Annotated in this window: 16 protein-coding genes and 1 tRNA gene; 13 read left to right on the forward strand and 4 right to left on the reverse strand. The window is 70.0% G+C overall.

What is annotated here, in order from left to right:
- Positions 1 to 269: 269 nt before the first annotated feature.
- Positions 270 to 342, forward strand: a tRNA-Thr gene (locus JOC24_RS29695).
- A 51-nt stretch (positions 343 to 393) separates the two neighbouring features.
- Here the strand turns inward: JOC24_RS29695 and JOC24_RS29700 are convergent.
- Positions 394 to 3,021, reverse strand: a complete 2,628-nt coding sequence (locus JOC24_RS29700) for a SpoIIE family protein phosphatase (RefSeq protein WP_239581176.1) — start codon at positions 3,019 to 3,021, stop codon at positions 394 to 396.
- 402 nt (positions 3,022 to 3,423) lie between these two features.
- On the opposite strand from JOC24_RS29700, the gene JOC24_RS29705 reads away from it, so the two are divergent.
- The 11 genes from JOC24_RS29705 to JOC24_RS33590 all read left to right on the forward strand — a co-directional run bounded on the left by JOC24_RS29705 (position 3,424) and on the right by JOC24_RS33590 (position 18,577).
- The gene (locus JOC24_RS29705; protein ID WP_205023516.1) at positions 3,424 to 8,856 is read left to right on the forward strand and encodes a HAMP domain-containing protein; all 5,433 of its coding nucleotides are present in this window, start codon (positions 3,424 to 3,426) and stop codon (positions 8,854 to 8,856) included.
- Positions 8,857 to 9,100: 244 nt separating this feature from the next.
- The gene (locus tag JOC24_RS29710; protein WP_205023517.1) at positions 9,101 to 9,781 is read left to right on the forward strand and encodes a response regulator; all 681 of its coding nucleotides are present in this window, start codon (positions 9,101 to 9,103) and stop codon (positions 9,779 to 9,781) included.
- A 110-nt stretch (positions 9,782 to 9,891) separates the two neighbouring features.
- A complete protein-coding gene (locus tag JOC24_RS29715; protein ID WP_205023518.1) occupies positions 9,892 to 12,669 on the forward strand; it encodes a DNA translocase FtsK in 2,778 nt (925 codons plus the stop codon).
- Between the two features lie 212 nt (positions 12,670 to 12,881).
- Entirely contained in the window at positions 12,882 to 13,682 is an 801-nt protein-coding gene (locus JOC24_RS29720) for a helix-turn-helix domain-containing protein (RefSeq protein ID WP_205023519.1), read from the forward strand.
- Between the two features lie 168 nt (positions 13,683 to 13,850).
- Entirely contained in the window at positions 13,851 to 15,329 is a 1,479-nt protein-coding gene (rimO, locus tag JOC24_RS29725; protein ID WP_205023520.1) for a 30S ribosomal protein S12 methylthiotransferase RimO, read from the forward strand.
- Positions 15,326 to 16,153, forward strand: a complete 828-nt coding sequence (gene pgsA, locus JOC24_RS29730; protein WP_205023521.1) for a CDP-diacylglycerol--glycerol-3-phosphate 3-phosphatidyltransferase — start codon at positions 15,326 to 15,328, stop codon at positions 16,151 to 16,153. Before rimO ends, pgsA begins: the two co-directional genes overlap by 4 nt.
- On the forward strand, positions 16,150 to 16,677 hold the full coding sequence (locus JOC24_RS29735) for a CinA family protein (protein WP_205023522.1): 528 nt from the start codon (positions 16,150 to 16,152) through the stop codon (positions 16,675 to 16,677). Before pgsA ends, JOC24_RS29735 begins: the two co-directional genes overlap by 4 nt.
- Positions 16,678 to 16,771: 94 nt before the next feature.
- On the forward strand, positions 16,772 to 17,155 hold the full coding sequence (locus JOC24_RS29740) for a helix-turn-helix domain-containing protein (protein ID WP_014153702.1): 384 nt from the start codon (positions 16,772 to 16,774) through the stop codon (positions 17,153 to 17,155).
- A 225-nt stretch (positions 17,156 to 17,380) separates the two neighbouring features.
- Positions 17,381 to 17,851 (forward strand): Dps family protein, encoded by a 471-nt coding sequence (locus JOC24_RS29745; RefSeq protein ID WP_205023523.1) that lies wholly within the window; start codon positions 17,381 to 17,383, stop codon positions 17,849 to 17,851.
- Between the two features lie 24 nt (positions 17,852 to 17,875).
- Positions 17,876 to 18,070, forward strand: coding sequence for a CsbD family protein (locus JOC24_RS29750; RefSeq protein ID WP_205023524.1), 195 nt, complete (start codon positions 17,876 to 17,878; stop codon positions 18,068 to 18,070).
- 249 nt (positions 18,071 to 18,319) lie between these two features.
- Positions 18,320 to 18,577: a hypothetical protein gene (locus tag JOC24_RS33590; RefSeq protein WP_239581185.1), complete on the forward strand. Its 258-nt coding sequence runs from the start codon at positions 18,320 to 18,322 to the stop codon at positions 18,575 to 18,577.
- Here JOC24_RS33590 and JOC24_RS29755 read toward each other — a convergent pair.
- From JOC24_RS29755 to JOC24_RS29765, 3 genes are all read right to left on the reverse strand, one after another.
- Entirely contained in the window at positions 18,560 to 19,366 is an 807-nt protein-coding gene (locus tag JOC24_RS29755; RefSeq protein ID WP_205023525.1) for an Fpg/Nei family DNA glycosylase, read from the reverse strand. The genes JOC24_RS33590 and JOC24_RS29755 overlap by 18 nt on opposite strands.
- A gap of 57 nt (positions 19,367 to 19,423) precedes the next feature.
- The gene (locus JOC24_RS29760) at positions 19,424 to 24,139 is read right to left on the reverse strand and encodes an Lhr family ATP-dependent helicase (RefSeq protein WP_205023526.1); all 4,716 of its coding nucleotides are present in this window, start codon (positions 24,137 to 24,139) and stop codon (positions 19,424 to 19,426) included.
- A 205-nt stretch (positions 24,140 to 24,344) separates the two neighbouring features.
- Positions 24,345 to 25,259 carry a hypothetical protein gene (locus JOC24_RS29765; RefSeq protein ID WP_205023527.1) on the reverse strand — a complete coding sequence of 305 codons (915 nt, stop codon included), beginning with the start codon at positions 25,257 to 25,259 and terminating at the stop codon, positions 24,345 to 24,347.
- 79 nt (positions 25,260 to 25,338) lie between these two features.
- On the opposite strand from JOC24_RS29765, the gene JOC24_RS29770 reads away from it, so the two are divergent.
- On the forward strand, positions 25,339 to 25,533 hold the full coding sequence (locus tag JOC24_RS29770) for a DUF3046 domain-containing protein (protein ID WP_205023528.1): 195 nt from the start codon (positions 25,339 to 25,341) through the stop codon (positions 25,531 to 25,533).
- Positions 25,534 to 25,631: the final 98 nt, after the last annotated feature.

The following is a 25,631-nucleotide window of genomic DNA, read 5'->3' on the forward strand; positions in this document are numbered from 1 at the left end:
AGGGGGGACCCTGTGGGAGAGTAGGACGCCGCCGAACAATTATTCCGGGAAAGCCCCGTGCCCTTGTGGCACGGGGCTTTTCTGCGTTCACGGCATGACCACCGACGCGAGACGGAAGCCGGCTCGCTGAACAGGCGAAGCACGATCGTCTGGGGCCTCCCCGGGGCGGCGGTAGCCGGCCGTGCAACATGACGGCGGAGGTCTCGAACCGGTGGTTCTGAGCACCCCTTGAACGGGGTATGCTTTACCTCGTTGCCGCAAGGCAGCAGGCCCCAATAGCTCAGTCGGTAGAGCGTCTCCATGGTAAGGAGAAGGTCTGCGGTTCGATTCCGCATTGGGGCTCGGTACGAAGAAAGGCCCCCGCCGACGGCGGGGGCCTTTCCCATGCCCTGACTAGATGTTCTGCGGCTCCGGGACGCGCATGGCAAGGATGGCCATGTCGTCGGAGGCGGGCTCCGCTGCGAATCGCTCGACGGCCCGCAGGATGCGCCCCGCCACCGCGCCGGCTGTGAGGCCCGTGCACATCGCGAGCACATCGGCCAGACCGTCGTCGCCCAGCATGCGGGACCCCTCGCGGCGTTCGGTGACTCCGTCGGTCACACACAGGAGTACGTCGCCGGGCTGCAGAGTGACCTCCTGCTCGTAGAGCTCGAGGTCCTCGATGACTCCCAGCAGCGGCTGCGGTTCGGCAGCGGCTTCCACGGAGCCGTCCTGGCGCAGGCGCAGGGGGAGCGGGTGTCCGGCGCAGACCACCTTCAGGAGGGCGCTTCCGTCCTCCTGGGGCCACAATTCCCCGTAGAGCAATGTGAGGAAGCGACTGCGGGCCCCCTCGTCCAGAATGGCGGCGTTGAGCCTCTCCAGTACCGCGGGGCCGCCGAACCCCTCGCGGGCCAGCAGACGCAGGGCGTGCCGGGCCAGGCCCGTGACGGCTGCCGCCTCAGGGCCCGTACCGCAGACGTCACCGATGGCGAAGCCGTAGGCACCGTCACGGATGGGGAAGACGTCGTAGAAGTCGCCGCCGACCTCGTTGCCCTCGCCCGCAGCGCGATAGATGACCTCGATCTCGACGTTCGGCACATCCGGCAGGCCCGGCGGCAGCAGGCTCCTCTGGAGCGACTGGCTGATGGCCATGCGCTCCGAGTACAGGCGGGCGTTGTCCAGCGCCAGAGCCGCCCGTCGGGACAGGTCCTCGGCCAGTTCCAGGATCTCCTGGCGGAAGTGCTCGTCCGACGGCTTGCCCAACGTGAGCATGCCGATCACACGGTTCCTCGCCACCAGCGGCAGGACGACTGTCTCGCCTCCGACAGCGGCCGCGGTGGCCAGAACGGTGCGTGCCGACGCCCCCATGCTCAGGGGTGCGTCCTTGCCCAGGGTGCGCTTGGACGTGCGCAGGGCGGCCTGGTGGCCGGCTTCCGTGGGCGCCGGCCAGATGCGCGCGCCCGGGGCCGGGACGGGGTCCGGCGGGTCGATCGAGGACAGCAGTGCCTTCAGACCGTCGATGCGCTCCTCGTCCTCGTGGAGGACGTAGGACAGATACGGCTCGGAGGACTGGTCCGCGATGGTGTACACGGCGCACCACGTCGCCAGCGTGGGCACGGTCATCTGTGCCATCAGGGCCAGGGTCTGGTCCCTGTCCAGCGTGCCGGCCAGCAGGTCGGACGCTTCGACGAGGAAGGACAGCGAGCCGCGCCGGAGGCGTTCCAGCTCACCGAGCCTGGCCGACTCGACGGCCAGCGCGATGCGGTCGGCCGCGAACTGCAGGCGCAGGGCCTCTTCGTTGGAATAGCGCCCCGCCGCTTCGGCCGCGACCCCGAGGGACCCGGTCAGCCGGCCCTCGACCTTGAGCGGGACCGTGACGACCGAACGCATCCCGGTGTCGCTGAGCAGCGGCACGGCCCCCGGTACGACGGTGAGGTCCTCGTGGACCGCGGGCATGCGGGCGGAGCCGTAGCGGCCCGTGCCGGCCTCGACGGGCACCCGTGCGAAGCGCTGGCGGGCCGAGGGAAGACCGGTGGTCGCGCGGACCTCCAGTTCGGTCTCGTCGTCGGTGGCGAGCAGCAGGAAGGCGGCATCGGCGTCCAGCATGTCGCGCGCCCGCTCGACCGTGCGCTGCAGCAGCCCGTCCAGGTCGTCGGGGGCGGGGGAGCCGATGAAGATCTCGAACGGATCCGTACTGCGGTTCTCTGCTGAGGCGTCGGACACGGGCGCTCGTACCGGCGTCTGGAGGACCGCGCGTTCGTAATCGCGTACGAGGAGGCAGACGGTGGAGGGTTCGCCGTCCGCGTCGCGGACCCTGAGGTGTGAGGCGTACACGGGGATGACACGGCCGTCCGCGCCGCGGATGCCGTAGCTGCCCTCCCACCGGGAGAGTCGCAGCGCGTCGGCGATACCGGTGTTGGTCCCCGGGGTGTGCGGCCACGCCACGAAGTCGGTGAAGTGCTTGCCGTCGGCCTTCTCCGCCGCGTAACCGAAGAGGAAGGAGGCGTCCTCGTTCCACGCGGTGACGGAACCGGAGCCGTCGATCTGGACGACGGCCACCCGCACACGTTGTTCCGCCACCGGCAGAAGGGCGGTGGGCAGGACCGGGCTCGCCGAGCGGATGCCCACGGGCCGTTCGGGAAGATCGAGCTGGAACCAGACATGTTTGTGCGTCGGGGTGTACTCGACGCCCCAACGGGACGCGAGAGCCGCGCAGAGCAGCAGGCCGCGGCCACCCTCGCGGTCCGGGCTGCCGAAGTCGAGGCCGGAGCTCTGGAGCGGGACCTCCCGCTCCGGGTAGTGGTCGGCGACCTCCACGCGTACGCCGTCCTCGGTGCGTAGGCAGAGGACATCGGCGGCCGTGCCCGCGTGCACGACGGCATTGGTCACGAGTTCACTGGTCAGGACGACGGCGTCGTCAACGACGTCCCTGTAACCCCACCCCTGAAGGGTGTCGCGGACGAAGGCGCGGGCGGTCGCGACCGAGCGTCCGACCGGATCGAAGGTGGCAGCCGCGCGCGCGGTGATCACAGCACTCCCCATATGGTGTCTCGTCGCTTCCCCGAGTCCTGTGCCCGTATATCGCCGCTTCGATTCGCCTGCCAGGCTAGACGCTCACCAGGTGTCCCGGGTACACGAGGGCGGACTTGGGTACGTAGGGCACCCGGCGGTTGTGCGCCGGGCGCACAACTATGGGGCCCTCGGTGAGGGAAATGGGACGACCCGGCGACCTTCCCCGCCGTCCTCTTCCGGCCTGGTACGTTTCAACGATTTGACGACCGCATAGTCACCCGTCGACGGTGTGCTGTGGCGGTGAGCCAAAGTGGAAGTGGGCAAGCTTCCGATAAAGGCCCGAGCGATACGGTCAACCCCTGCGGGAGGGACACGGTGGAGTCTGGCGTGGCGGCGCGGGGTTCAGGAACGCGCACAAAAGGCGGGCAGTCCGTGAAAAAGCAGCGCAATGGGACCATCGACGTGGACGCGGCAGCTCTGAACAGACTGCTCGCGGCCCTGGTGGCGATGCGTGACGGGAACTTCCGCCGGCGGCTCACCGTCTCCGGCGACGGCGTCCTCACCGAGATCGCGGCCGTCTTCAACGAGGTGGCCGACCGCAATCTGCATCTGACGGGTGAGCTGGCCCGGGTCCGGCGCGTGGTCGGGCGCGAAGGGAAGCTCACCGAGCGCCTGGAGACCGGCGCGTGCGAGGGCTCCTGGGCTGCGGCCATCGATGCCTCCAACGAGCTCGTCGACGACCTGGCTCGGCCCGTGTCGGAGGTCGGACGCGTGCTCTCCGCGGTCGCCGACGGTGATCTCGAGCAGCGCATGGAACTGCGGACGCACGCACCGGACGAGACCGTACGCCCGCTGCGCGGGGAGTTCCTGAAGGTCGCCCGTACGGTCAACAACCTGGTCGACCAGCTCTCCGCCTTCACCGAACAGGTGACGCGGGTGGCGGTCGAGGTGGGTACCGAGGGCAAGCTGGGCGGTCAGGCCCAGGTCCGTGGCATGTCCGGGTCGTGGAAGGACCTCACGGACTCCGTGAACACCATGGCCTACCGGCTCACCGCACAGGTGCGTGACATCGCCCTGGTGACGACGGCCGTGGCCAAGGGAGACCTGTCACGGAAGGTCACCGTTCACGTGGCCGGTGAGATGCTCCAGCTCAAGAACACCGTCAACACGATGGTGGACCAGCTCTCGTCGTTCTCCTCCGAGGTGACCAGGGTCGCCCGTGAGGTGGGCACCGAGGGCGAACTGGGCGGACAGGCGACCGTGCCCGGGGTGGCCGGGGTCTGGAAGGACCTCACCGACTCCGTCAACACGATGGCCGGGAACCTCACCTCCCAGGTACGCGGCATCGCCGAGGTGACGACCGCCGTCGCCAACGGTGATCTGTCCCAGAAGGTCACCGTGAGCGCCCGCGGCGAGGTCGCGCAGCTCGCCGAGACGATCAACCAGATGACCGAGACGCTGCGCACCTTCGCCGACGAGGTGACGCGCGTCGCGAGCGAGGTCGGTGGCGAGGGCCTGCTGGGCGGCCAGGCCCAGGTGCCCGGCGCGGCCGGTACGTGGAAGGACCTCACCGACTCGGTGAACACGGTCTTCCGCAACCTCACGACGCAGGTGCGCGACATCGCGCAGGTGACCACCGCGGTGGCCAGCGGTGACATGACCCAGAAGGTCACCGTGGACGTGGCCGGCGAGATGCTGGAGCTGAAGAACACCGTCAACACGATGGTCGACCAGCTCCAGGCCTTCGGTTCGGAGGTGACCCGGGTCGCCCGGGAGGTCGGCGTCGAGGGCCGACTCGGCGGGCAGGCCGAGGTACCCGGTGCCGCTGGTACGTGGAAGGACCTCACCGACTCGGTGAACACCGCCTTCCGCAACCTCACCGGCCAGGTGCGTGACATCGCGCAGGTCACCACGGCGGTCGCCAACGGTGACCTTTCGCAGAAGGTCACCGTGGACGTGGCCGGCGAGATGCTGGAGCTGAAGAACACCGTCAACACGATGGTGGCGCAGCTGTCCAACTTCGCCGACCAGGTGACGCGGATGGCCCGGGACGTGGGCACGGAGGGCCGCCTGGGCGGTCAGGCGCGTGTCGACGGTGTCTCCGGTACGTGGAAGGAACTCACCGACTCCGTCAACTTCATGGCCGGCAACCTCACCTCACAGGTGCGTCAGATCGCCCAGGTGACGACGGCGGTGGCGCGGGGTGACCTGTCGCAGAAGATCGACGTGGACGCCCGGGGCGAGATCCTGGAGCTGAAGAACACCATCAACACGATGGTCGACCAGCTCTCGGCCTTCGCCGACCAGGTGACCCGCGTCGCCCGCGAGGTGGGCACCGACGGCCGCCTCGGCGGTCAGGCCCAGGTGCCCGGTGTGGCAGGCGTGTGGCGCGACCTGACCGATTCGGTGAACGGCATGGCGGGGAACCTCACCGCCCAGGTCCGCAACATCGCCCAGGTGGCCACGGCGGTGGCGCGGGGTGACCTGTCGCAGAAGATCGACGTGGACGCCCGGGGCGAGATCCTGGAGCTGAAGAACACCCTCAACACGATGGTCGACCAGCTCTCGAACTTCGCCGAGCAGGTGACCCGCGTCGCCCGTGAGGTGGGCACGGAGGGCATTCTCGGCGGGCAGGCGGAGGTGCAGGGCGTCTCCGGTACGTGGAAGGACCTCACCCAGTCCGTCAACGGCATGGCGAACAACCTGACCCTCCAGGTGCGCAACATCGCCGAGGTGACCACGGCGGTCGCCAAGGGGGATCTCTCCAAGAAGATCACCGTCGACGCCAAGGGCGAGATCCTCGAACTGGTCACGACCGTCAACACGATGGTCGACCAGCTGATGAACTTCGGTGACGAGGTGACCCGGGTCGCCCGTGAGGTGGGCACCGAGGGCATCCTCGGCGGCCAGGCCCGGGTGCGCGGTGCGACGGGCATCTGGAAGGACCTCAGCGAGAACGTCAACCTGATGGCCAACAACCTGACCAGTCAGGTGCGCAACATCTCCAGGGTCTCCTCCGCGGTCGCCAACGGAGACCTCACGAAGAAGGTGACGGTCGAGGCGCGCGGGGAGGTCGCCGAACTCGCCGACACCGTCAACACGATGGTGACGACCCTGTCCTCGTTCGCCGACGAGGTGACCCGGGTGGCCCGCGAGGTGGGCACCGAGGGGGAACTGGGCGGCCAGGCACGCGTCCCGGGCGTCTCGGGCACCTGGAAGGACCTCACCGAGTCGGTGAACTCGATGGCGTCCAACCTCACCGGACAGGTGCGTCAGATCGCCACGGTGACCACGGCCATCGCCAAGGGTGACCTCACGAAGAAGATCGACATCGATGCGCGCGGCGAGATCCAGGAGCTGAAGAACACCATCAACACGATGGTCGACCAGCTCTCCTCCTTCGCGGATCAGGTGACCCGGGTGGCCCGCGAAGTGGGTACCGAGGGGCAGCTGGGCGGGCAGGCGCGGGTGCGGGACGTCGACGGGACGTGGCGGGACCTCACCGAGTCGGTGAACGAGATGGCCGGGAACCTGACCCGGCAGGTGCGCGCCATCGCGGCCGTCGCCACGGCGGTGACCCGCGGTGATCTGAACCTCAAGATCGACGTCGACGCGGCCGGTGAGATCCAGGTGCTGCAGGACAACATCAATACGATGATCGCCAATCTGCGCGACACCACGCTGGCCAACAAGGAACAGGACTGGCTGAAGGGCAACCTCGCCCGTATCTCCGGTCTGATGCAGGGCCGCCGCGACCTCGACGACGTCGCATCGCTGATCATGAGCGAGCTGACGCCGGTCGTCTCCGCCCAGCACGGCGCCTTCTTCCTGGCCATGGCCACCGGTGACGGGAGTGAGGTCGGGTCGGACGCCGGCAGGGAGAGTTCGTACGAGCTGCGCATGCGCGGCAGTTACGGCTACTCGGCGGGCTCCATGCCGACCTCCTTCCGGCCCGGTGAGACCCTCATCGGCACGGCGGCCGAGGAGAAGCGGACGATCCAGGTGGACAACGTGCCGCCCGGGTACCTGAAGATCTCGTCGGGACTCGGCGAGGCGCCGCCCGCGCATGTGATCGTGCTTCCGGTGCTCTTCGAAGGCCAGGTGCTCGGCGTCATCGAGCTGGCTTCGTTCCAGCCGTTCACACACATCCAGCGGGACTTCCTCAACCAGCTCGCCGAGATGATCGCCACGAGCGTCAACACCATCAGCGTGAACACGAAGACCGAGAAGCTCCTCGAACAGTCCCAGGAGCTCACCGAGCAACTGCGCGACCGCTCGCAGGAGCTCGAGAACCGGCAGAAGGCGCTGCAGGCGTCCAACGCGGAGCTGGAGGAGAAGGCGGAACTGCTGGCCCAGCAGAACCGCGACATCGAGGTGAAGAACACCGAGATCGAGGAGGCGCGGCAGGTCCTGGAGGAGCGTGCCGAGCAGCTCGCCGTGTCGATGCGCTACAAGTCCGAGTTCCTCGCGAACATGTCGCACGAGCTGCGTACGCCGCTCAACTCGCTGCTCATTCTGGCCAAGCTGCTCGCGGACAACGCCGAGGGCAATCTCTCCCCGAAGCAGGTGGAGTTCGCCGAGACGATCCACGGGGCGGGGTCCGACCTCCTCCAGCTGATCAACGACATCCTCGACCTGTCCAAGGTCGAGGCCGGCAAGATGGACGTGAGTCCGACCCGGATCGCACTGGTGCAGCTGGTCGACTACGTGGAGGCGACGTTCCGGCCCCTCACCGCGGAGAAGGGGCTCGACTTCTCCGTACGGGTCTCTCCGGAGCTCCCCGCCACGCTGCACACGGATGAGCAGCGACTTCTGCAGGTCCTGCGCAACCTCCTGTCCAACGCGGTCAAGTTCACCGACAGCGGCGCCGTGGAGCTGGTCATCCGGCCGGCCGGCCCCGATGTGCCCAACGCCATCAGGGAGCACCTGCTGGAGGCCGGGTCGCTGCGTGACGCCGACGGCGACCTGATCGCCTTCTCGGTCACCGACACCGGGATCGGCATCGCGTCCAGCAAGATGCTCGTGATCTTCGAGGCGTTCAAGCAGGCGGACGGCACGACCAGCCGCAAGTACGGGGGTACCGGGCTCGGTCTCTCCATCAGCCGCGAGATCGCCCGTCTGCTGGGCGGTGAGATCCACGCGGCGAGCGAACCGGGACGAGGCTCGACCTTCACGCTGTACCTGCCGCTGCACCCGAGTGAGCTGCCTCCGCAGGGCTATCCGCAGTTGGGCCCCGGCCCCATCGAGGTCCACGCGGGTTCCGCGGAGGGCGGCCCGCACATGGCGCCGTCGCCGGGCAACGGGACGGAGCAGCCCCTGGGCGACCCCGCCAACTCCGCCGGGGTCTTCCGGCGCCGGCGCAAGGCGCTCGGGGGGGCCGCCCAGCGCCCCGCCCTGGCGAACGGTGCGCCCGAGGAGGCGAGCGCCGCGCCGGAGGAGTGGGTGCAGAGCGCGCAGGCGGAGGCGGAGCCCCGACGGGCGATCCGTTTCCACGGCGAGAAGGTGCTGATCGTCGACGACGACATCCGCAACGTCTTCGCCCTCACCAGCGTGTTGGAGCAGCACGGGCTCTCGGTGCTGTACGCGGAGAACGGGCGTGAGGGGATCGAAGTCCTCGAGCAGCACGACGACGTGACGATCGTGCTGATGGACATCATGATGCCCGAGATGGACGGCTACGCGACCACGACGGCGATCCGGAGGATGCCGCAGTTCGCGGGGCTGCCGATCGTGGCGCTGACCGCCAAGGCCATGAAGGGTGACCGTGAGAAGGCCATCGACAGCGGGGCCTCCGACTACGTGACCAAGCCGGTCGACTCCGACCATCTGCTGTCGGTGATGGAGAACTGGATGCGCGGCGAGTGACCGTGCGCGCAGAGGCGCGCCGGGATCCTTCGGCCCGCTGCGCCCCGAAGGGTGTGAGAGGGCGGATTCCGGGGAACCTTCTGGTCTTCGACCGCGTTTTCCCTGTGTGCACAGTGACATCGCGGTGACAGGGTGTGGTGATGGGCGGGGTGCAGCTACCATGACCGGCACAAGGACGGACGGCGTAAGGGAGTCGTCCCCTGGGGCGGCACCCGGTGCGATGCCGGGGCGAGGAGGGCGGGCCATGATGCAGAAGGCCAAGATCCTCCTGGTCGATGACCGGCCGGAGAATCTGCTGGCGCTGGAGGCCATCCTCTCTGCGCTCGATCAGACACTGGTGCGGGCATCGTCCGGGGAGGAAGCGCTCAAGGCGCTGCTCACGGATGATTTCGCGGTCATTCTGCTTGACGTGCAGATGCCCGGCATGGATGGATTCGAGACGGCGGCACACATCAAGCGGCGGGAGAGAACCCGGGACATCCCGATCATCTTCCTGACCGCGATCAACCACGGCCCGCATCACACCTTCCGGGGCTACGCGGCGGGCGCGGTGGACTACATCTCGAAGCCCTTCGACCCGTGGGTGCTGCGCGCCAAGGTCTCGGTCTTCGTCGAGCTGTACATGAAGAACTGCAAGCTGCGCGAACAGGCTTCGCTGTTGCGGCTGCAGCTCGAGGGCGGCACCCACCAGGGCGCCGACGACAGGGAGCCGGCCGGTCTGCTCGCCGAGCTCTCGGCGCGGCTCGCCGCGGTCGAGGAGCAGGCGGAGGCCCTCTCCAAGCAGTTGGACGACGACTCGGCCGATGCCGCTGCGGTGGCCACGGCGGCCCATCTCGAGCGCAAGCTCACCGGATTGCGTCGCGCGCTCGATGCGCTGGAACCGGGGACGGGCGGTTCCGCGGCCACGCTGCCCTCGCAGAGCTGACCTGCGAGGGCTGAGGGCGCGTCAGTTCAGCGCCTGTGGGCGGGCGACACGGACGGGTGAAGCCGTAGGCACACGTGTCCACCGGCGTCCGCACCGGTAACCTCAGTCCCATGGCCTCACGTACGTCCGGCAAGGGTTCCCTGGGCACGGCGGGCACCGCGAAGGGTGCCGGCCGTACGCAGGGACCGGCGAAGAAAGCCGCGCCAGCCAAGAAGGCGGCGGCGAAGAAGACCGCGCCCGCCAAGAAGGCACCCGCCAGGAAGGCGGTGGTGAAGAAGCCCCCGCCCAAGCCCGCGCCGTCCCCCACCGGGGGCGTGTACAGGCTCGTCCGTGGACTCTGGCTGGGCACCGCGCACGGCGTGGGGGCGGTGTTCCGTTCCATAGGGCGCGGTGCCAAGGGACTTGATCCTGCACACCGCAAGGACGGACTGGCCCTTCTGCTTCTCGGACTCGCGCTGGTCGTGGCGGCGGGTACCTGGTCGCATCTGCAGGGCCCTGTCGGCGATCTCGTCGAGATGCTCGTGACGGGGGCGTTCGGACGGCTCGACCTCCTGGTGCCGATACTGGTGGGCGCCGTCGCCGTGCGGCTGATCCTCTATCCGGAGAAGCCGGAGGCCAACGGCCGTATCGTCATCGGACTCTCCGCCCTCGTCATCGGTGTGCTCGGACAGGTCCATATCGCCTGCGGTTCGCCCGGCCGGGAGGACGGCACCGGGGCCATGCAGGACGCGGGCGGGCTGATCGGCTGGGCGGCCTCCCAGCCACTCGTCTTCACGATGGGCGAGGTCCTCGCCGTCCCGCTGCTTCTGCTCCTGACCGTCTTCGGACTTCTCGTCGTCACCGCCACCCCGGTCAACGCCATCCCCAGGCGGCTGCGGCAGCTCGGTGTGCGGCTCGGCATCGTCGACCCCGTGTACGCACCCGGTGAAGAGGACGGCAGCGACGACGAGCGGTACGACGAGCAGTGGCGCGACGCGCTGCCCGAGCGCTCCCGGCGCTCCCCGGCACGGCGCTCGGAGACGGACGACCTCGAACCGGATCCGGCCGAGGGCGAGGCGCCGGCCAAGCGGCGCAGGCCCCGCAGGCCGTCCGCCCAGCCTGCGATGAACCGAGGCATGGACGCCGTGGACGTAGCGGCAGCCGCGGCGGCCGCGCTCGACGGGGCGGTCCTCAACGGTATGCCCCCGTCCCCGGTCGTCGCCGATCTCACCCAGGGTGTCTCCCCGGACCGGGGCCGGGAGCAGACCGGCACACCGGTTCCCGGCGCACGGTCGGCCGAGAAGGCCCCGCCCGCCGGCAGGAGCGCGGAGAAGGGCACCTCGTCCTCCGGCGGCGTCCCCGATCTGACGAAGCCCGCCCCCGAGCGGTCCGAGGCGCTGCCCGCCCGTGCCGAGCAACTCCAGCTCTCCGGTGACATCACGTACTCGCTGCCCTCGCTGGACCTGTTGGAGCGTGGTGGACCCGGCAAGACGCGCAGCGCCGCCAACGACGCGGTCGTCGCCTCACTGACCAACGTCTTCACGGAGTTCAAGGTCGACGCGTCCGTCACCGGCTTCACCCGTGGCCCGACCGTCACCCGGTACGAGGTGGAACTCGGTCCCGCCGTCAAGGTCGAGCGGATCACCGCCCTCACCAAGAACATCGCCTACGCCGTCGCAAGCCCGGACGTCCGGATCATCTCCCCGATCCCGGGCAAGTCCGCCGTGGGCATCGAGATCCCCAACTCCGACCGGGAGATGGTCAACCTCGGCGACGTCCTGCGCCTCGCGGACGCGGCCGAGGACGACCACCCCATGCTGGTCGCACTCGGCAAGAACGTCGAGGGCGGCTACGAGATGGCCAACCTGGCGAACATGCCGCACGTCCTGGTCGCCGGCGCGACCGGTTCCGGCAAGTCCTCCTGCATCAACTGTCTGATCACCTCGGTCATGGTGCGGGCGACGCCGGAGGACGTGCGGATGGTGCTCGTCGACCCGAAGCGGGTCGAGCTCACCGCCTACGAGGGCATTCCGCACCTCATCACGCCCATCATCACCAACCCGAAGAAGGCCGCCGAGGCTCTCCAGTGGGTCGTGCGCGAGATGGATCTCCGCTACGACGACCTCGCGGCCTTCGGCTTCCGGCACATCGACGACTTCAACCACGCGGTACGCACCGGCAAGGCCAAGGCCCCCGAGGGAAGCGAGCGGGAACTCTCGGCCTACCCCTATCTGCTCGTCATCGTCGACGAGCTGGCGGACCTGATGATGGTGGCCCCGCGTGACGTCGAGGACTCCATCGTCCGGATCACCCAGTTGGCGCGTGCAGCCGGCATCCATCTCGTGCTCGCCACACAGCGCCCCTCCGTCGATGTCGTGACCGGTCTGATCAAGGCCAATGTGCCCTCCCGGCTCGCCTTCGCGACCTCGTCGCTCGCCGACAGCCGGGTCATCCTCGACCAACCCGGCGCCGAAAAGCTGATCGGCAAGGGTGACGGGCTGTTCCTGCCCATGGGTGCGAACAAGCCGACCCGCATGCAGGGGGCCTTCGTCACCGAGGCCGAGGTCGCGGCTGTCGTCCAGCACTGCAAGGATCAGATGGCGCCGGTCTTCCGCGAGGACGTGGTGGTCGGCACGAAGCAGAAGAAGGAGATCGACGAGGACATCGGCGACGACCTCGATCTGCTCTGCCAGGCCGCCGAGCTGGTCGTCTCCACCCAGTTCGGCTCGACGTCGATGCTCCAGCGCAAGCTGCGGGTCGGTTTCGCCAAGGCCGGTCGGCTGATGGACCTGATGGAGTCGCGCAACATCGTGGGTCCCAGCGAGGGCTCCAAGGCGCGTGATGTCATGGTGAAACCGGACGAACTCGACGGTGTGCTGGCCGTCATCCGCGGGGAAACCGCTTCGTAAGAGTTTTGCGGGCAACCGTTTCGCCCGGCCGTACGTCAAGTTGAAAGGAGGAGTAGCGAATGATCCGTCTTGCGCTCAGTCCTCCGTCCTGCCCAAGGGGCTGCCCGGCGAACCCGATGGCGTACAAAGTCGTCGCTCCCGGTTGCCCCACCCTTTCGTACCACCCCTAGACTGAACATCCAGCAGGTGGCTCACGCTCGAAAGGCGCCCCCGTGTCCATCGGCAACTCCCCCGAAGACGACCGGCCTTCGATCGGTCGCGCTCTACAGCAGGCTCGTATCGCCACAGGTCTGACGGTCGAGGAAGTCAGTAGCTCCACCCGGGTGCGCATCCCCATCGTGCACGCGATCGAGGAGGACGACTTCTCCCGCTGCGGCGGCGACGTGTACGCCCGAGGCCATATCCGTATGCTCGCCCGCGCCGTCAGGCTCGACCCCGATCCGCTGATCGCGGAGTTCGACGCCGAGCACGGCGGCCGCCCGGCGCCGACGCCCGCGGCGCCGATGTTCGAGGCGGAGCGGATCCGCTCCGAACCCCGGCGGCCCAACTGGACCGCGGCGATGGTCGCCGCGATCGTGGCCGTGGTCGGCTTCGTCGGCTTCACGCTCTTCAGCGGCGAGGACGAGGGATCGGGCTCGACGAACGTCGCCGAAGGCTCGACACCCGACAAGACCACTCCCAAGCCCACCGCGACCAAGCCCGCAGACCCCAAGCCCGCTCCATCAGAAAGTGCCATCGCCGCCGCTCCGCGGGACAAGGTGACCGTCAGGCTCAGCGCCACCGAGGGCAAGAGCTGGATCTCGGCCAAGGACCACAACGGCCGACTGCTCTTCGACGGGCTGCTGGCCCAGGGCGACTCCAAGACCTTCCAGGACAAGGAGCGGGTCGACCTCGTTCTCGGTGACGCCGGAGCGATCGACCTCTTCGTGAACGGCAAGAAGGTCGACGACCAGTTCGAATCCGGTCAGGTCGAGCGGCTTTCCTACACCAAGGGTGACCCCGAGGTCGGCTGACCTGACTACACCCTGCTTATCCGACGGTGAGTGCCCGGCAGTCCTGCCGGGCACTCACCGTCTGTTTTGCCCACGTCCGCCTTCCAGATCACCGCTCGGTCCGTCACTCCGCGTAGCGACGAACCCTGCTCGGCGGGCCCGGTGCCGGGACAAAGTAGTCTTGAGCCCATGCCCGAACGCCGTACCGTCGCCCTTGTCACTCTTGGCTGCGCCCGTAACGAGGTGGACTCGGAGGAGCTTGCAGGCCGCTTGGCAGCGGACGGCTGGGAGCTCGTCGAGAACGCCACGGACGCGGATGTCGCCGTCGTCAACACCTGTGGGTTCGTCGAGGCCGCCAAGAAGGACTCCGTCGACGCCCTGCTCGAAGCCAATGATCTGAAGGACCACGGCAGAACCCAGGCCGTCGTGGCGGTCGGCTGCATGGCCGAGCGCTACGGCAAGGACCTCGCCGAGGCGCTGCCGGAAGCGGACGGAGTCCTCGGATTCGACGACTACGCCGACATCTCCGACCGTCTGCAGACCATCCTCAACGGTGGCATCCACGCCTCCCACACCCCGCGTGACCGGCGCAAGCTGCTGCCGATCAGCCCGGCCGAGCGGCAGGACGCCGCCGTCGCGCTGCCCGGGCACGCCCAGGAGATCACGCCGGCGCCCGCCGACCTGCCGGAAGGTGTCGCGCCGGTCTCAGGGCCGCGTGCACCGCTGCGCCGCCGGCTGGGGACCAGCCCGGTCGCCTCGGTGAAGCTCGCTTCGGGCTGTGACCGGCGCTGCTCGTTCTGCGCCATCCCCTCCTTCCGCGGGTCGTTCATCTCGCGGCGCCCCTCCGACGTCCTCGGAGAGACCCGCTGGCTGGCCGAGCAGGGCGTCAAGGAGGTCATGCTCGTCTCCGAGAACAACACCTCGTACGGCAAGGACCTCGGCGACATCAGGCTCCTGGAGACGCTGCTGCCGGAACTCGCCGAGGTCGACGGGATCGAGCGGATCCGCGTCAGCTATCTGCAGCCCGCCGAGATGCGGCCGGGGCTGATCGACGTACTCACCTCGACGCCCAAGGTCGCCCCCTACTTCGACCTGTCCTTCCAGCACTCCGCACCCGGGGTCCTGCGCGCGATGCGGCGGTTCGGTGACACGGACGGTTTCCTCGAACTCCTGGACACCATTCGGACGAAGGCACCGCAGGCGGGTGCGCGGTCGAACTTCATCGTGGGATTCCCCGGTGAGACGGAGGCCGACCTCGCCGAGCTGGAGCGCTTCCTCACCGGCGCGCGCCTGGACGCCATCGGGGTCTTCGGCTATTCCGACGAGGACGGCACCGAGGCGGTCGGTTACGGGAACAAGCTGGACGCCGACGTCATCGCCGAGCGCCTCGCACACATCTCTCAGCTCGCCGAGGAGCTGACCTCGCAGCGGGCCGAGGAGCGGGTCGGCGAAACCCTCCAGGTCCTGGTCGAGTCCGTGGAGTCCGACGAGGACGGGCCCGTGGCGGTGGGACGAGCGGCCCACCAGGCGCCGGAAACGGACGGCCAGGTCATCTTCACCGCACGCGAAGGGCTCGTGCCGGGCCGTATGGTCGAAGCGAAGGCAGTGGGCACCGAGGGAGTGGACCTCGTGGCCGAACACCACGAGCTAGCGGAGGCAGCCAGATGACGGGAGCCCCGGCGACCGCGGCAGGCGGCTCCGGCGCGACGCCGGCGCACCGCGGCGGCAAGCTGGGCGCGGCGGCCGTCAACCAGGCCGGACTGTGGAACATCGCGAACATCCTCACGATGCTGCGACTGCTGCTGGTCCCGGGCTTCGTGATGCTGCTCCTGCACGACGGTGGTTACGACCCGGTCTGGCGGTCGTTCGCCTGGGCCGCCTTCGCCGTCGCGATGATCACCGATGTCTTCGACGGCCATCTGGCACGGACGTACAACCTGGTCACCGACTTCGGCAAGATCGCCGACCCGATCGCGGACAAGGCGATCATGGGTGCGGCGCTCATCTGTCTGTCGTCGCTCGGGGACCTGCCGTGGTGGATCACCGGTGTGATCCTCTTCCGTGAACTCGGGATCACGCTCATGCGTTTCTGGGTCATCCGGCACTCGGTGATCCCCGCGAGCCGCGGCGGGAAGGTGAAGACCCTGGCCCAGGGCATCGCTGTGGGCATGTACGTCCTCGCGCTGACGGGCCCGCTGGCGACCCTCCGCTTCTGGGTCATGATCGCCGCCGTCGTGCTGACGGTCGTCACCGGTCTCGACTACGTACGCCAGGCGGTCGTCTTGCGTCGCCTCGGGCTAGCGGCCGAGCGGGCGGCCGCCCTGGAGGCGGTCACGGTGGCGGCGGGCCTGGAGGACGCCGCCGGTGGGCGCGGTCCCGCGGAAGGCGTTGTGGATGTGCCCGTCGTGGATCCGACGGGGGAGCCGGCCTGCGGGAAGCCCGCCGGAGAGCGCGTGGCGGGCGGCAGGGGCCCTGCGGAGGCGGAACGGTGACGTCCGTGGCGGCCCGGGTGCTGCGACGACTTCAGGAGCGCGGCGAGACGCTCGGCGTAGCCGAGTCCCTCACCGGCGGCCTGGTGGCGGCCGAGCTCACCTCCGTACCTGGCGCCTCTCAGTGCTTCCGCGGATCCGTCACGGCGTACGCGACGCCCCTCAAGCGGGATCTGCTGGGCGTCGACGGCGTGCTCCTGGCCGAGCGCGGAGCGGTGGACCCTGAGGTCGCCCGGGAGATGGCCGTCGGCGTGCGCCGGGTCCTCGGTACGGACTGGGGCGTCTCGACCACCGGGGTCGCGGGTCCCGAGCCGCAGGACGGCAAGCCGGTCGGCACGGTCTACGTCGCGGTCTCCGGGCCCGGCGACGTACAGAAAGTTGCCGAGCTGAGGTTGAACGGCGGGCGGGCGGACATCCGTAAGGAGAGTGTGCGGAGTCTGCTCGAACTGCTCTCCGGCGAACTCGGCGAGAACGCGGGGGCACAGGATACGGAACAGAACGGGGGGAATCGATGTTTGCAGCCCTGAGTGAACACGACATCGCTCCCCGCACGGCCGCAGCGCAAGGCGGTACGGTGGGGCGTGAAGGATGCGGCTACGCGGTCCGAGGAGGGAGCCACCGATGATTCTGCTCCGTCGCCTGCTTGGTGACGTGCTGCGTCGGCAGCGCCAGCGCCAAGGCCGTACTCTGCGCGAAGTCTCCTCGTCCGCCCGAGTCTCGCTCGGCTATCTCTCCGAGGTGGAGCGGGGGCAGAAGGAGGCATCCTCCGAACTGCTCTCCGCTATTTGCGACGCGCTGGACGTACGGATGTCCGAGCTCATGCGTGAAGTGAGCGATGAACTGTCGCTGGCTGAGCTGGCCGAGTCGGCAGCGGCCAGTGATGCGGTGCCTGTGCCGGTACGCCCGATGCTCAATTCCGTCTCTGTTGCGTCGGTCGCCGGCGTACCGACGGGACGGGTGACCATCAAGGCGCCCGCGGAGGCGGTGGATGTCGTCGCCGCCTGACCGCATGGCGTGGTGAACGAAAGCCCCGGCCGGCCCCTCACGGGCCGGCCGGGGCTTTCGTGTGTCCGCGGTCTGCCCGCAGTGTGTGCGGGGCCGTTCAGGGGGCAGGCGCGCAGTGTGGCCGGAGGGCAATCCTCCGGAACAGCCGGTCGAATGACCGTTTCGCTCCATATGTGACATTGTGGACAAATGGTAAGTCGAACAGCTATCTGAACGGAGAAGTGCATGTCTGTCGTGAAGAGCGCCCTGTCCGAAGGCGACCGCAAGGTCGTGGGAGATGCGCTGCAAGGCGCACTGGTCGACCTGGTCGATCTCTCCCTGGTGGCCAAGCAGGTCCACTGGAATGTGGTCGGCCCGCGCTTCCGCTCCGTGCACCTTCAGCTCGACGAGGTCGTCGACACGGCGCGTCAGCACTCGGACACGGTCGCGGAGAGGGCCTCCGCCATCGGCGTGAACCCGGACGGCCGGTCCCGGACCCTGGCCAAGACCACCGCGATCGATTCCGTGCCCGACGGCTGGATCAAGGACGTGGACGCGGTCCGTGTGCTGGTCGACGCCCTCCGCGTGGTCATCGACCGCATGCGGGAGCGGATCGAGGCGACCGACGAGCCGGATCCCATCAGCCAGGACATCCTGATCACGCTCACCGCGGAACTCGAGAAGCACGCGTGGATGTTCCAGGCCGAGAGCGCCTGAACCCGAATCGAGGAAGGAGTCGCCGTGACGGACAAGAAGCCCGTGGACAAGCTCAAGGGCAAGGCCAAGGAAGCGACCGGCAAGCTCACCGGAGACCGCCGCAAGGAAGCCGAAGGCAAGGCCGATCAGGCCAAGGCCAAGGCGGAGGGCGCCATGGGCGCCACCGGCGAGCGTGCCAAGGGCGTGAAGGACTCTCTCACCGACGACGACAACCGGTAGGAGAAGCGCCGCGGCCCGCGTGTGCCCCCGTGGATCCACGGGGGCACACGCATGACCTGGGCCGCAGGATGCAGTCGGCGCCGTCCCGGGGGAAACTGCGGGGGAGGGCCGGTGCTGACCTCTCCCGACGGCGGCCCCACGCAAGGGCGCGCGCCGTCCTTCCGCCCGCGCCCCGCACGCCGTCACTGCACCGGTGCGCCCTCCCGTCAGGAGATCGAGCCGTACTCGCGTCGGCCGGAGGAGGCAGCCATGGTGCGGCGATGGGTGCCGGCGCTCGTACTCGGTGGCCTGTGGTGGTGGGCCGCGCTGCGGCTGTTACTGGAGCCGGAACACGCCGGACTGGTCGAGGGGGCGGTAGCGGCCGGGGGGTGGGGGCTGAGCCTCCTGCCGGTACACGTGGCGGCCGTCGCGCGGCCGGAGCGTTCCGTCCGAGAGCCTGGAGCCGACTCGGAGATATCCGCGGCCCGTCGCAGGGCCGCCGGAAACGGCTCAGCCGGTGGGACCTGACTGGCAGCGCGGGCACCAGTAGGTGGGGCGATCGTCACGGTCGGCCTTGCGGATCGGGGTGCCGCAGCGCAGGCAGGGGCGCCCGGCCCGGCCGTAGACGAAGAGGCGCTCCCGCGTGCGAATGCGGGACATGGCCGCCGTCGCCCCGGTCGTGGTCCGCATCGGACGCTCACGGTTGGCCTCGAGCAGTTGTCTGGCTGTGCTGATCAGCCGGGTGGCGACGGGCAGGGGCAGCTCACCCACCGGGAGCCATGGCGTCGCACGGGCCATGAAGCAGAGCTCGCACATGTACACGTTGCCGACGCCCGCCAGGTTGCGCTGGTCCAGAAGGGCGTCCCCGACCCGGCGCCCGGGGTCGGAGAGCACACGACGCAGAGCGGTCTCCGGATCCCAGTCCGGGCCCAGCAGATCGGGGCCGAGGTGGCCGACGACCTGTTCCTCGTCGTCGGTGCGGAGCAGTTCGAGGACGGGCAGACGGTAGCCGACGGCGGTGCGCTCCGCGGTGGCGAGCACAGCGCGGATCTGGTGGGCGGGGCCGCCCCGCCATCGTTCGCCATGGTCGTACACCCGCCAAGCGCCCTCCATGCGCAGATGGCTGTGGAGTGTGAGGCCGTCCTGGAAACGGGTGAGCAGGTGTTTGCCGCGCGCGGCGACGCCCAAGACCTTCTGGCCGGTCAGATCAGCTGTGGCGAAGCGCGGGACCCGCAGGTCGGAGACCGTCAGGACCTGACCGGCCAGTGCCGCGTCGAGTCGCCGGGCGGTCTGCAGGACGGTGTCACCTTCAGGCATGCATCCATCATGCGCGAACCGGGGTGTGCGTGGGTGTCCGCCCGCGCACCACACGGCTCAGGCCCGCAGCCGCAGACCTCGCGGGGTGGCGAGGAAGCCTGCGGCCTCCAGGGCGCGGCCCAGGGGGGACGTCAGGGAGGAGGCGCCGTTGGTGCGCTCGACCGTGACCGTGCCGAGTGTCCCCGCGCGGGCGGCCGACGCGAGTGCCTCGGCCGCGGCGCGCAGCGCCGGATCGGCGGGGTCGGTGGGCCACGCGAGGAGGGACTTGCCGCCGCGCTCCATGTAGAGCGTCAGCTCGCCGTCCACGAGGACGACCAGCGCCCCCGCCTTGCGGCCCGGCTTGTGTCCCGCGCCGTCGGGCGACTCGGGCCAGGGCAGTGCGGCGCCGTACGCGTTGGCAGGATCGGCCGCTGCGAGGACCAGCGCGCGGGGAACGGAGCCGGGGTCCGCACGGTCGCGTGCGGTGGAGGCCGCCCTGAGCCGGTCCACCGCGCCGTCCATGGCGAACTGGGCTGCCCCCAGCCCCTCGACGACATAGCCGCGGCGGGCCTGTCCGCTGTCCTCGAACGCGGCGAGGATGCGGTAGATCGCCGAGAATCCGCCCTCGACGCCTTCGGCCTGTACCGCCCCGCGGGTCACCACGCCGTGGCGGTCCAGGAGCGTCCGGGCCAGGGCGTGCGCGCGGTGGGTCGGTTCGGGCTCGGCCGGGGGCAGCAGCGACCAGCGGCCCGACACGGTCGGTGGACCTGTGCGCGAAGCGGTACGGGCGGCTGCCGTCAGCGATCCGTAGCGGCCGCGCGGCACGTTGCGCCTCGCGCGGTGTGCGGTGGAGCCGGCGGTGCGGCCGGAGCCGAGGAGCGAGCGCAGCGGAGCGAGGGTGTCGTTGGTGAGACGGCCGGACCAGACCAGGTCCCAGAGCGTCTCGGCCAGCTGGGAATCGGTGCAGTCCGGGTGAGTGGTGGCCCGGACCTGGTCGGCGATCTGCCGGAAGAAGAGCCCGTATCCGCCGGAGAGGACGGTGAGCACCGACTCGTGCAGCGCGGTCTCCTCCAGCGGCAGTGGCGCTGGGAGGAGCAGGGGCGCGCTGTCCGCGAGGTAGACGGACAGCCAGCCGTCCTTTCCGGGGAGGGCGCCCGCACCGGCCCAGACGACCTCACCGGTGGTCGTGAGCTCGTCGAGCATGACGGGGGTGTATCCGGCGACGCGGCTCGGCAGGATCAGTTTCTCCAGAGCGGACGCGGGGACCGGAGCGCCCTGCAGCTGCTCGATGGCACGGGCCAGCCCGTCGATCCCACGCAGGCTGCCGTCGCCGACGTGCTGCCACTGAGGGAGGAAGCCGGCCAGCGCGGCCGGCGGAACCGGTTCCAGCTCCTGGCGGAGCGCGGCGAGCGAACGGCGGCGCAGCCTCCGCAGGACCGTGGCGTCACACCACTCCTGGCCGATACCCGCGGGGTGGAACTCGCCCTGGACGACGCGACTTGACGCGGCGAGTCGTTGCAGCGCCCCGTCGGTGACGGAGGGCCCGAGGCCGAAACGGCTCGCGGCCTGCGTGGAGGTGAACGGTCCGTGCGTACGGGCGTACCGGGCCAGGAGGTCGCCGAGCGGATCCTTGACCGGCTCGGTGAACGCCTCGGGAACGCCTACGGGAAGCGCGGTGCCGAGCGCGTCACGCAGCCGGCCCGCGTCCTCGACGGCTGCCCAGTGGGCGGCTCCGCCGATGCGGACCTGGATGGCACGCCGGGACGTCTCCAGCTCCGGTGCCCAGGCCGGCTCCGCACCACGCTCCACCAGCTCGGCGTCGGTGAGGGGCCCGAGGACGCGCAGCAGGTCGGCGACCCCTTCGGCATCCTTGATCTTCCGGTCGTCGGTCAGCCACTGGAGCTCCCGCTCCAGTTCGCCGAGGACGTCGGCGTCCAGCAGCTCCCGCAGCTCCGCCTGGCCGAGCAGCTCGGCCAGGAGATGGGAGTCCAGCGAGAGGGCCGCCGCCCGTCGTTCGGCGAGGGGCGAGTCGCCCTCGTACAGGAACTGCGCGACGTAGCCGAAGAGGAGTGAGCGGGCGAACGGAGACGGCTCTGGAGTGGTCACCTCGACCAGACGGATGCGGCGCGCCTCCAGGTCGCCCATCAGCTCGGTGAGGCCCGGCACGTCGAAGACGTCCTGCAGGCATTCGCGGACCGCTTCGAGCACGATCGGGAACGAGCCGAACTCGGAGGCGACCTGCAGCAGCTGGGACGCGCGCTGACGCTGCTGCCACAGCGGGGTGCGCTTTCCCGGGCTGCGCCTGGGCAACAGCAGGGCGCGCGCGGCGCACTCGCGGAACCGGGACGCGAACAGGGCGGACCCCCCGACCTGTTCGGTGACGACCTGGCTGATCTCTCCCTTGTCGAACACCACGTCGGTGGCCCCGACGGGGGGCTGCTCGCTGTCGTGTCCGGCGGCGGGAAAACCCCGGCCGGTCTCCCCGCGTCCCGGGCCGTCGGCGGCCCCACCGCCCGCATCGGCCTGTGCCGGGTCGAAGTCGAGGAGGTCGAGGCCCATCAGATCGGCATCGGGCAGCCGCAGCACGATGCCGTCGTCCGCGTGCATGACCTGGGCGTCCATGCCGTACCGCTCGCCGAGACGGGCGGACAGGGCGAGTGCCCACGGGGCGTGCACCTGGGCGCCGAAGGGCGAGTGCACCACGATCCGCCAGTCGCCCAGCTCGTCCCGGAACCTCTCGACGAGGACGGTCCGGTCGTCGGGGACGTGGCCGCAGGCCCGGCGCTGCTCGTCGAGGTAGGACAGGATGTTGTCCGCCGCCCAGGCATCGAGCCCGGCGGTGAGCAGCCGGAGCCTGGCGTCCTCGGCGGACAGCCCGCCGAGCTCGCGGAGGAACGCGCCCAGCGCCCGTCCCAGCTCCAGCGGGCGGCCCAGCTGGTCGCCCTTCCAGAAAGGCAGGCGGCCCGGCACTCCGGGGGCGGGCGAGACCAGGACCCTGTCCCTGGTGATGTCCTCGATGCGCCAGGATGTGGTGCCCAGCGTGAAGACGTCGCCGACCCGGGACTCGTAGACCATCTCCTCGTCCAGCTCACCGACGCGTCCGCCGCCCTTCTTCGGGTCCGCGCCTGCCAGGAAGACACCGAAGAGCCCGCGGTCGGGGATGGTTCCGCCCGAGGTGACGGCGAGCCGCTGGGCACCGGGGCGGCCCGTGACCGCGCCGCTGACCCGGTCCCACACCACGCGGGGCCGCAGTTCCGCGAAGGCGTCGGACGGATAGCGTCCGGCGAGCATGTCGAGCACGGCGGTGAACGCCGATTCGGGGAGCGAGGCGAAGGGGGCGGCCCGGCGGGCGAGGGCGAGGAGGTCGTCGGCCTGCCAGCTGTCCAGCGCGACCGTGGCGACGATCTGCTGGGCGAGCACGTCCAGCGGATTGGACGGGATCCGCAGGGCCTCGATGGCCCCTTCGCGCATCCGCTCCGTGACGACGGCCGCCTGCACCAGGTCGCCGCGGTACTTCGGGAAGACCACGCCGGTGGACACGGCGCCGACCTGGTGCCCGGCGCGTCCCACCCGCTGCAGCCCCGAGGCCACGGAAGGCGGTGACTCGACCTGGATCACCAGGTCGACCGCGCCCATGTCGATCCCCAGCTCCAGGCTGGAGGTGGCTACCACGGCGGGCAGACGGCCCGCTTTGAGGTCCTCCTCGACCTGGGAGCGCTGTTCCTTGGACACCGAGCCGTGGTGCGCACGGGCGAGGAGCGGGGGTGCGCCTTTCGCAGCCCCGGACTGGGCCATGATCTCGGCGGGGGAGTGGGCCTCGGCCAGGGGACCGTTGCTTCCCGGCTCCTCCTCCGGCGCCGCGCCGGCCGCCCGCTCGTAGGCGATCTCGTTCAGCCGGTTGCACAGGCGCTCCGCGAGCCGCCGGGAATTGGCGAAGACGATCGTGGAACGGTGCGCCTGCACGAGATCGGCGATCCGCTCCTCGACATGGGGCCAGATCGACGGCTTCTCCGCCTGGCCGCCCTCGTCGCCCGTGGCGGGGGAGCCGCTCAGCTCGCCGAGATCCTCCACCGGAACCACGACGGAGAGGTCGAACTGCTTGGTGGACGGCGGCTGGACGATCTCCACTCTCCGCTGAGGCGACAGGAACCGCGCGACCTCGTCGACCGGGCGGACCGTCGCCGACAGCCCGATGCGCCGCGCGGGCCGCGGCAACAGCTCGTCCAGACGCTCCAGCGACACGGCGAGATGAGCACCGCGCTTGGTGCCCGCGACGGCGTGCACCTCGTCCACGATCACCGTCTCGACCCCGGCCAGCGCATCCCGGGCCGAGGAGGTGAGCATCAGGAACAGGGATTCGGGAGTGGTGATCAGAATGTCCGGGGGTTTCGTCGCCATCGAACGGCGCTCGGCCGGCGGAGTGTCGCCGGAGCGGATCCCCACCCGCACCTCCGGCTCGGGCAGGCCCAGGCGCACCGACTCCTGACGGATCCCGGTCAGCGGTGACCGCAGGTTCCGTTCCACGTCGACGGCGAGAGCCTTCATCGGTGACACGTACAGCACGCGGCAGCGCTTCTTCGCCTCGGCGGGAGGCGGTACGGCCGCGAGCCGGTCCAGGGAGGCGAGGAAGGCGGCCAGCGTCTTGCCCGATCCGGTCGGTGCGACGACCAGTACGTCCGAGCCCTCACCGATCGCCCGCCAGGCACCCTCCTGTGCCGCGGTGGGCGCGTCGAAGGCCGCCGCGAACCAGCTGCGGGTCGCGGGCGTGAACGAATCGAGTGCGGAACCGGCCATGCACCCCATCGTGCACCCCGCCACTGACAACGGCTGGAGGGCGTGCCCAGCACTGCTGCCGCACCTTTCCGCGGCGCAGCCCCGAGGGCCGCGCCTCCGGCACGATCACCATCGTGTCGAGGGTGTCGGCCTCCCCACCGTTACCGCGCACGCAGGCCCCCACCACCGCGCCCTGTTCCGGAGCGGCACGGGCGAGCTGCGCGGGTCAGTCCAGCCTCCGACCGTGGGACCGGAGGGTCTGCAGAGCCCTGATCGTCACGATCGGGCGGCCCTCCAGGGCGGTTCCGGGCGCCCACTCCCGCCAGTTGACCGGCCAGCCACCGTCCTCCTGCTGCTCGGCCGCCAGATGGTCCAGCGCGCCTTCCAGTTCGCCGTCGCTGAACCAGCGGCGGGCCAGCGACCCGGGTGTGCGGGCGTAGTCGTAAGGGAAGTGGTGCTCCCCGGGCGCGTATCCGGCGGCCACCGGGTATTCCGCGCGGCGCCCCGGGTCCAGCACCACCAGCCGCTGCTCACGCACGAGTTGTCCCAGTCGGCCGGCGGCCGATTCGGCGCGTGCACGGTCGGGCACGCCGTCCAGGAAGGCGAGGGCCGCCTCGATCTCGTACGGATGTGACTGTTCCAGTGCGTCGACGGCGGCCCAGCAGAAGTCGGTGGCCCGGAAGAGCCAGGCGTGCCAGACCTGGTTGCGGTGCAGAAGGCCGACGACCGGGCCCGTCGCCAGTAGTTCGGCGGGCGGGTCGTCGAGCGCGGGGATGAAGGGGGCCGCGGGGTAGCCGCGCTGGGAGGGATGCAGGGCGGGCAGGGCGCCCTCCTTGGTCGACACCTCCGTCAGGTAGCGGCAGATCCGCTCCACGCGCAGACCGCAGCAGCCCCCGATCGAGTCGAGGACACTCAGTGCGTGGGCGGTGTGCAGGGGCTGACTCACAGGTCCGCGGAGGTCGGGTTCGAGCGCGTAGCCGTAGCCACCGTCCTCGTTCCGGTAGGCGGCGAGCGCGGTTTCGACGGTGTCCGCGCTCCCTCCGAGGAAGAGATGGGCGAACCGCCGCTGTTCGAGAACGCGTGCGGTGAGCCAGATGAACTGCTCGGCGCGGGCGAGAGGGGTTGCTCCGGTTCCAGCCATGAACCGACCGTAGAGGGGAAAGTGACGGCGGCATGGCCTCGCGGCCGGGCTGCACTCTCAGGAGCGGGATACTGAAGGCATGCGGTTGACGATTTTCTGGGAACGGATGGCGGACCACTTCGGCGCGGCCTACGCCGACTCCTTCGCGCGCGATCACGTCATGGCGGAGCTCGGCGGCCGTACGGTGCACGAGGCGCTGGCCGCGGGCTGGGAGGCCAAGGACGTGTGGCGTGGGGTCTGCTCGGCCGTCGGCGTCCCTCCGGACCAGCGCTGACCGAGGCGGTGCCGCCACCGGCACGACCGCCTCGGCCGCGCGGACGTGTCACCGGAGCCCTCAGCCGACGGGCTGGGCGGCCGGCTGTTTCCGCGGTG

The organism is Streptomyces sp. HB132, assembly GCF_016909575.1.
Lineage (GTDB): Bacteria > Actinomycetota > Actinomycetes > Streptomycetales > Streptomycetaceae > Streptomyces.

Bases quoted from the DNA above. Each gene is read 5' to 3' on its own strand.
- JOC24_RS29700 (WP_239581176.1), bottom strand. From the start codon at position 3,021: ATGGGGAGTGCTGTGATCACCGCGCGCGCGGCTGCCACCTTCGATCCG.
- JOC24_RS29710 (WP_205023517.1), top strand. From the start codon at position 9,101: ATGATGCAGAAGGCCAAGATCCTCCTGGTCGATGACCGGCCGGAGAAT.
- JOC24_RS29715 (WP_205023518.1), top strand. From the start codon at position 9,892: ATGGCCTCACGTACGTCCGGCAAGGGTTCCCTGGGCACGGCGGGCACC.
- rimO (WP_205023520.1), top strand. From the start codon at position 13,851: ATGCCCGAACGCCGTACCGTCGCCCTTGTCACTCTTGGCTGCGCCCGT.
- pgsA (WP_205023521.1), top strand. From the start codon at position 15,326: ATGACGGGAGCCCCGGCGACCGCGGCAGGCGGCTCCGGCGCGACGCCG.
- JOC24_RS29740 (WP_014153702.1), top strand. From the start codon at position 16,772: ATGATTCTGCTCCGTCGCCTGCTTGGTGACGTGCTGCGTCGGCAGCGC.
- JOC24_RS29745 (WP_205023523.1), top strand. From the start codon at position 17,381: ATGTCTGTCGTGAAGAGCGCCCTGTCCGAAGGCGACCGCAAGGTCGTG.
- JOC24_RS33590 (WP_239581185.1), top strand. From the start codon at position 18,320: ATGGTGCGGCGATGGGTGCCGGCGCTCGTACTCGGTGGCCTGTGGTGG.
- JOC24_RS29755 (WP_205023525.1), bottom strand. From the start codon at position 19,366: ATGCCTGAAGGTGACACCGTCCTGCAGACCGCCCGGCGACTCGACGCG.
- JOC24_RS29760 (WP_205023526.1), bottom strand. From the start codon at position 24,139: ATGGCCGGTTCCGCACTCGATTCGTTCACGCCCGCGACCCGCAGCTGG.
- JOC24_RS29765 (WP_205023527.1), bottom strand. From the start codon at position 25,259: ATGGCTGGAACCGGAGCAACCCCTCTCGCCCGCGCCGAGCAGTTCATC.
- JOC24_RS29770 (WP_205023528.1), top strand. From the start codon at position 25,339: ATGCGGTTGACGATTTTCTGGGAACGGATGGCGGACCACTTCGGCGCG.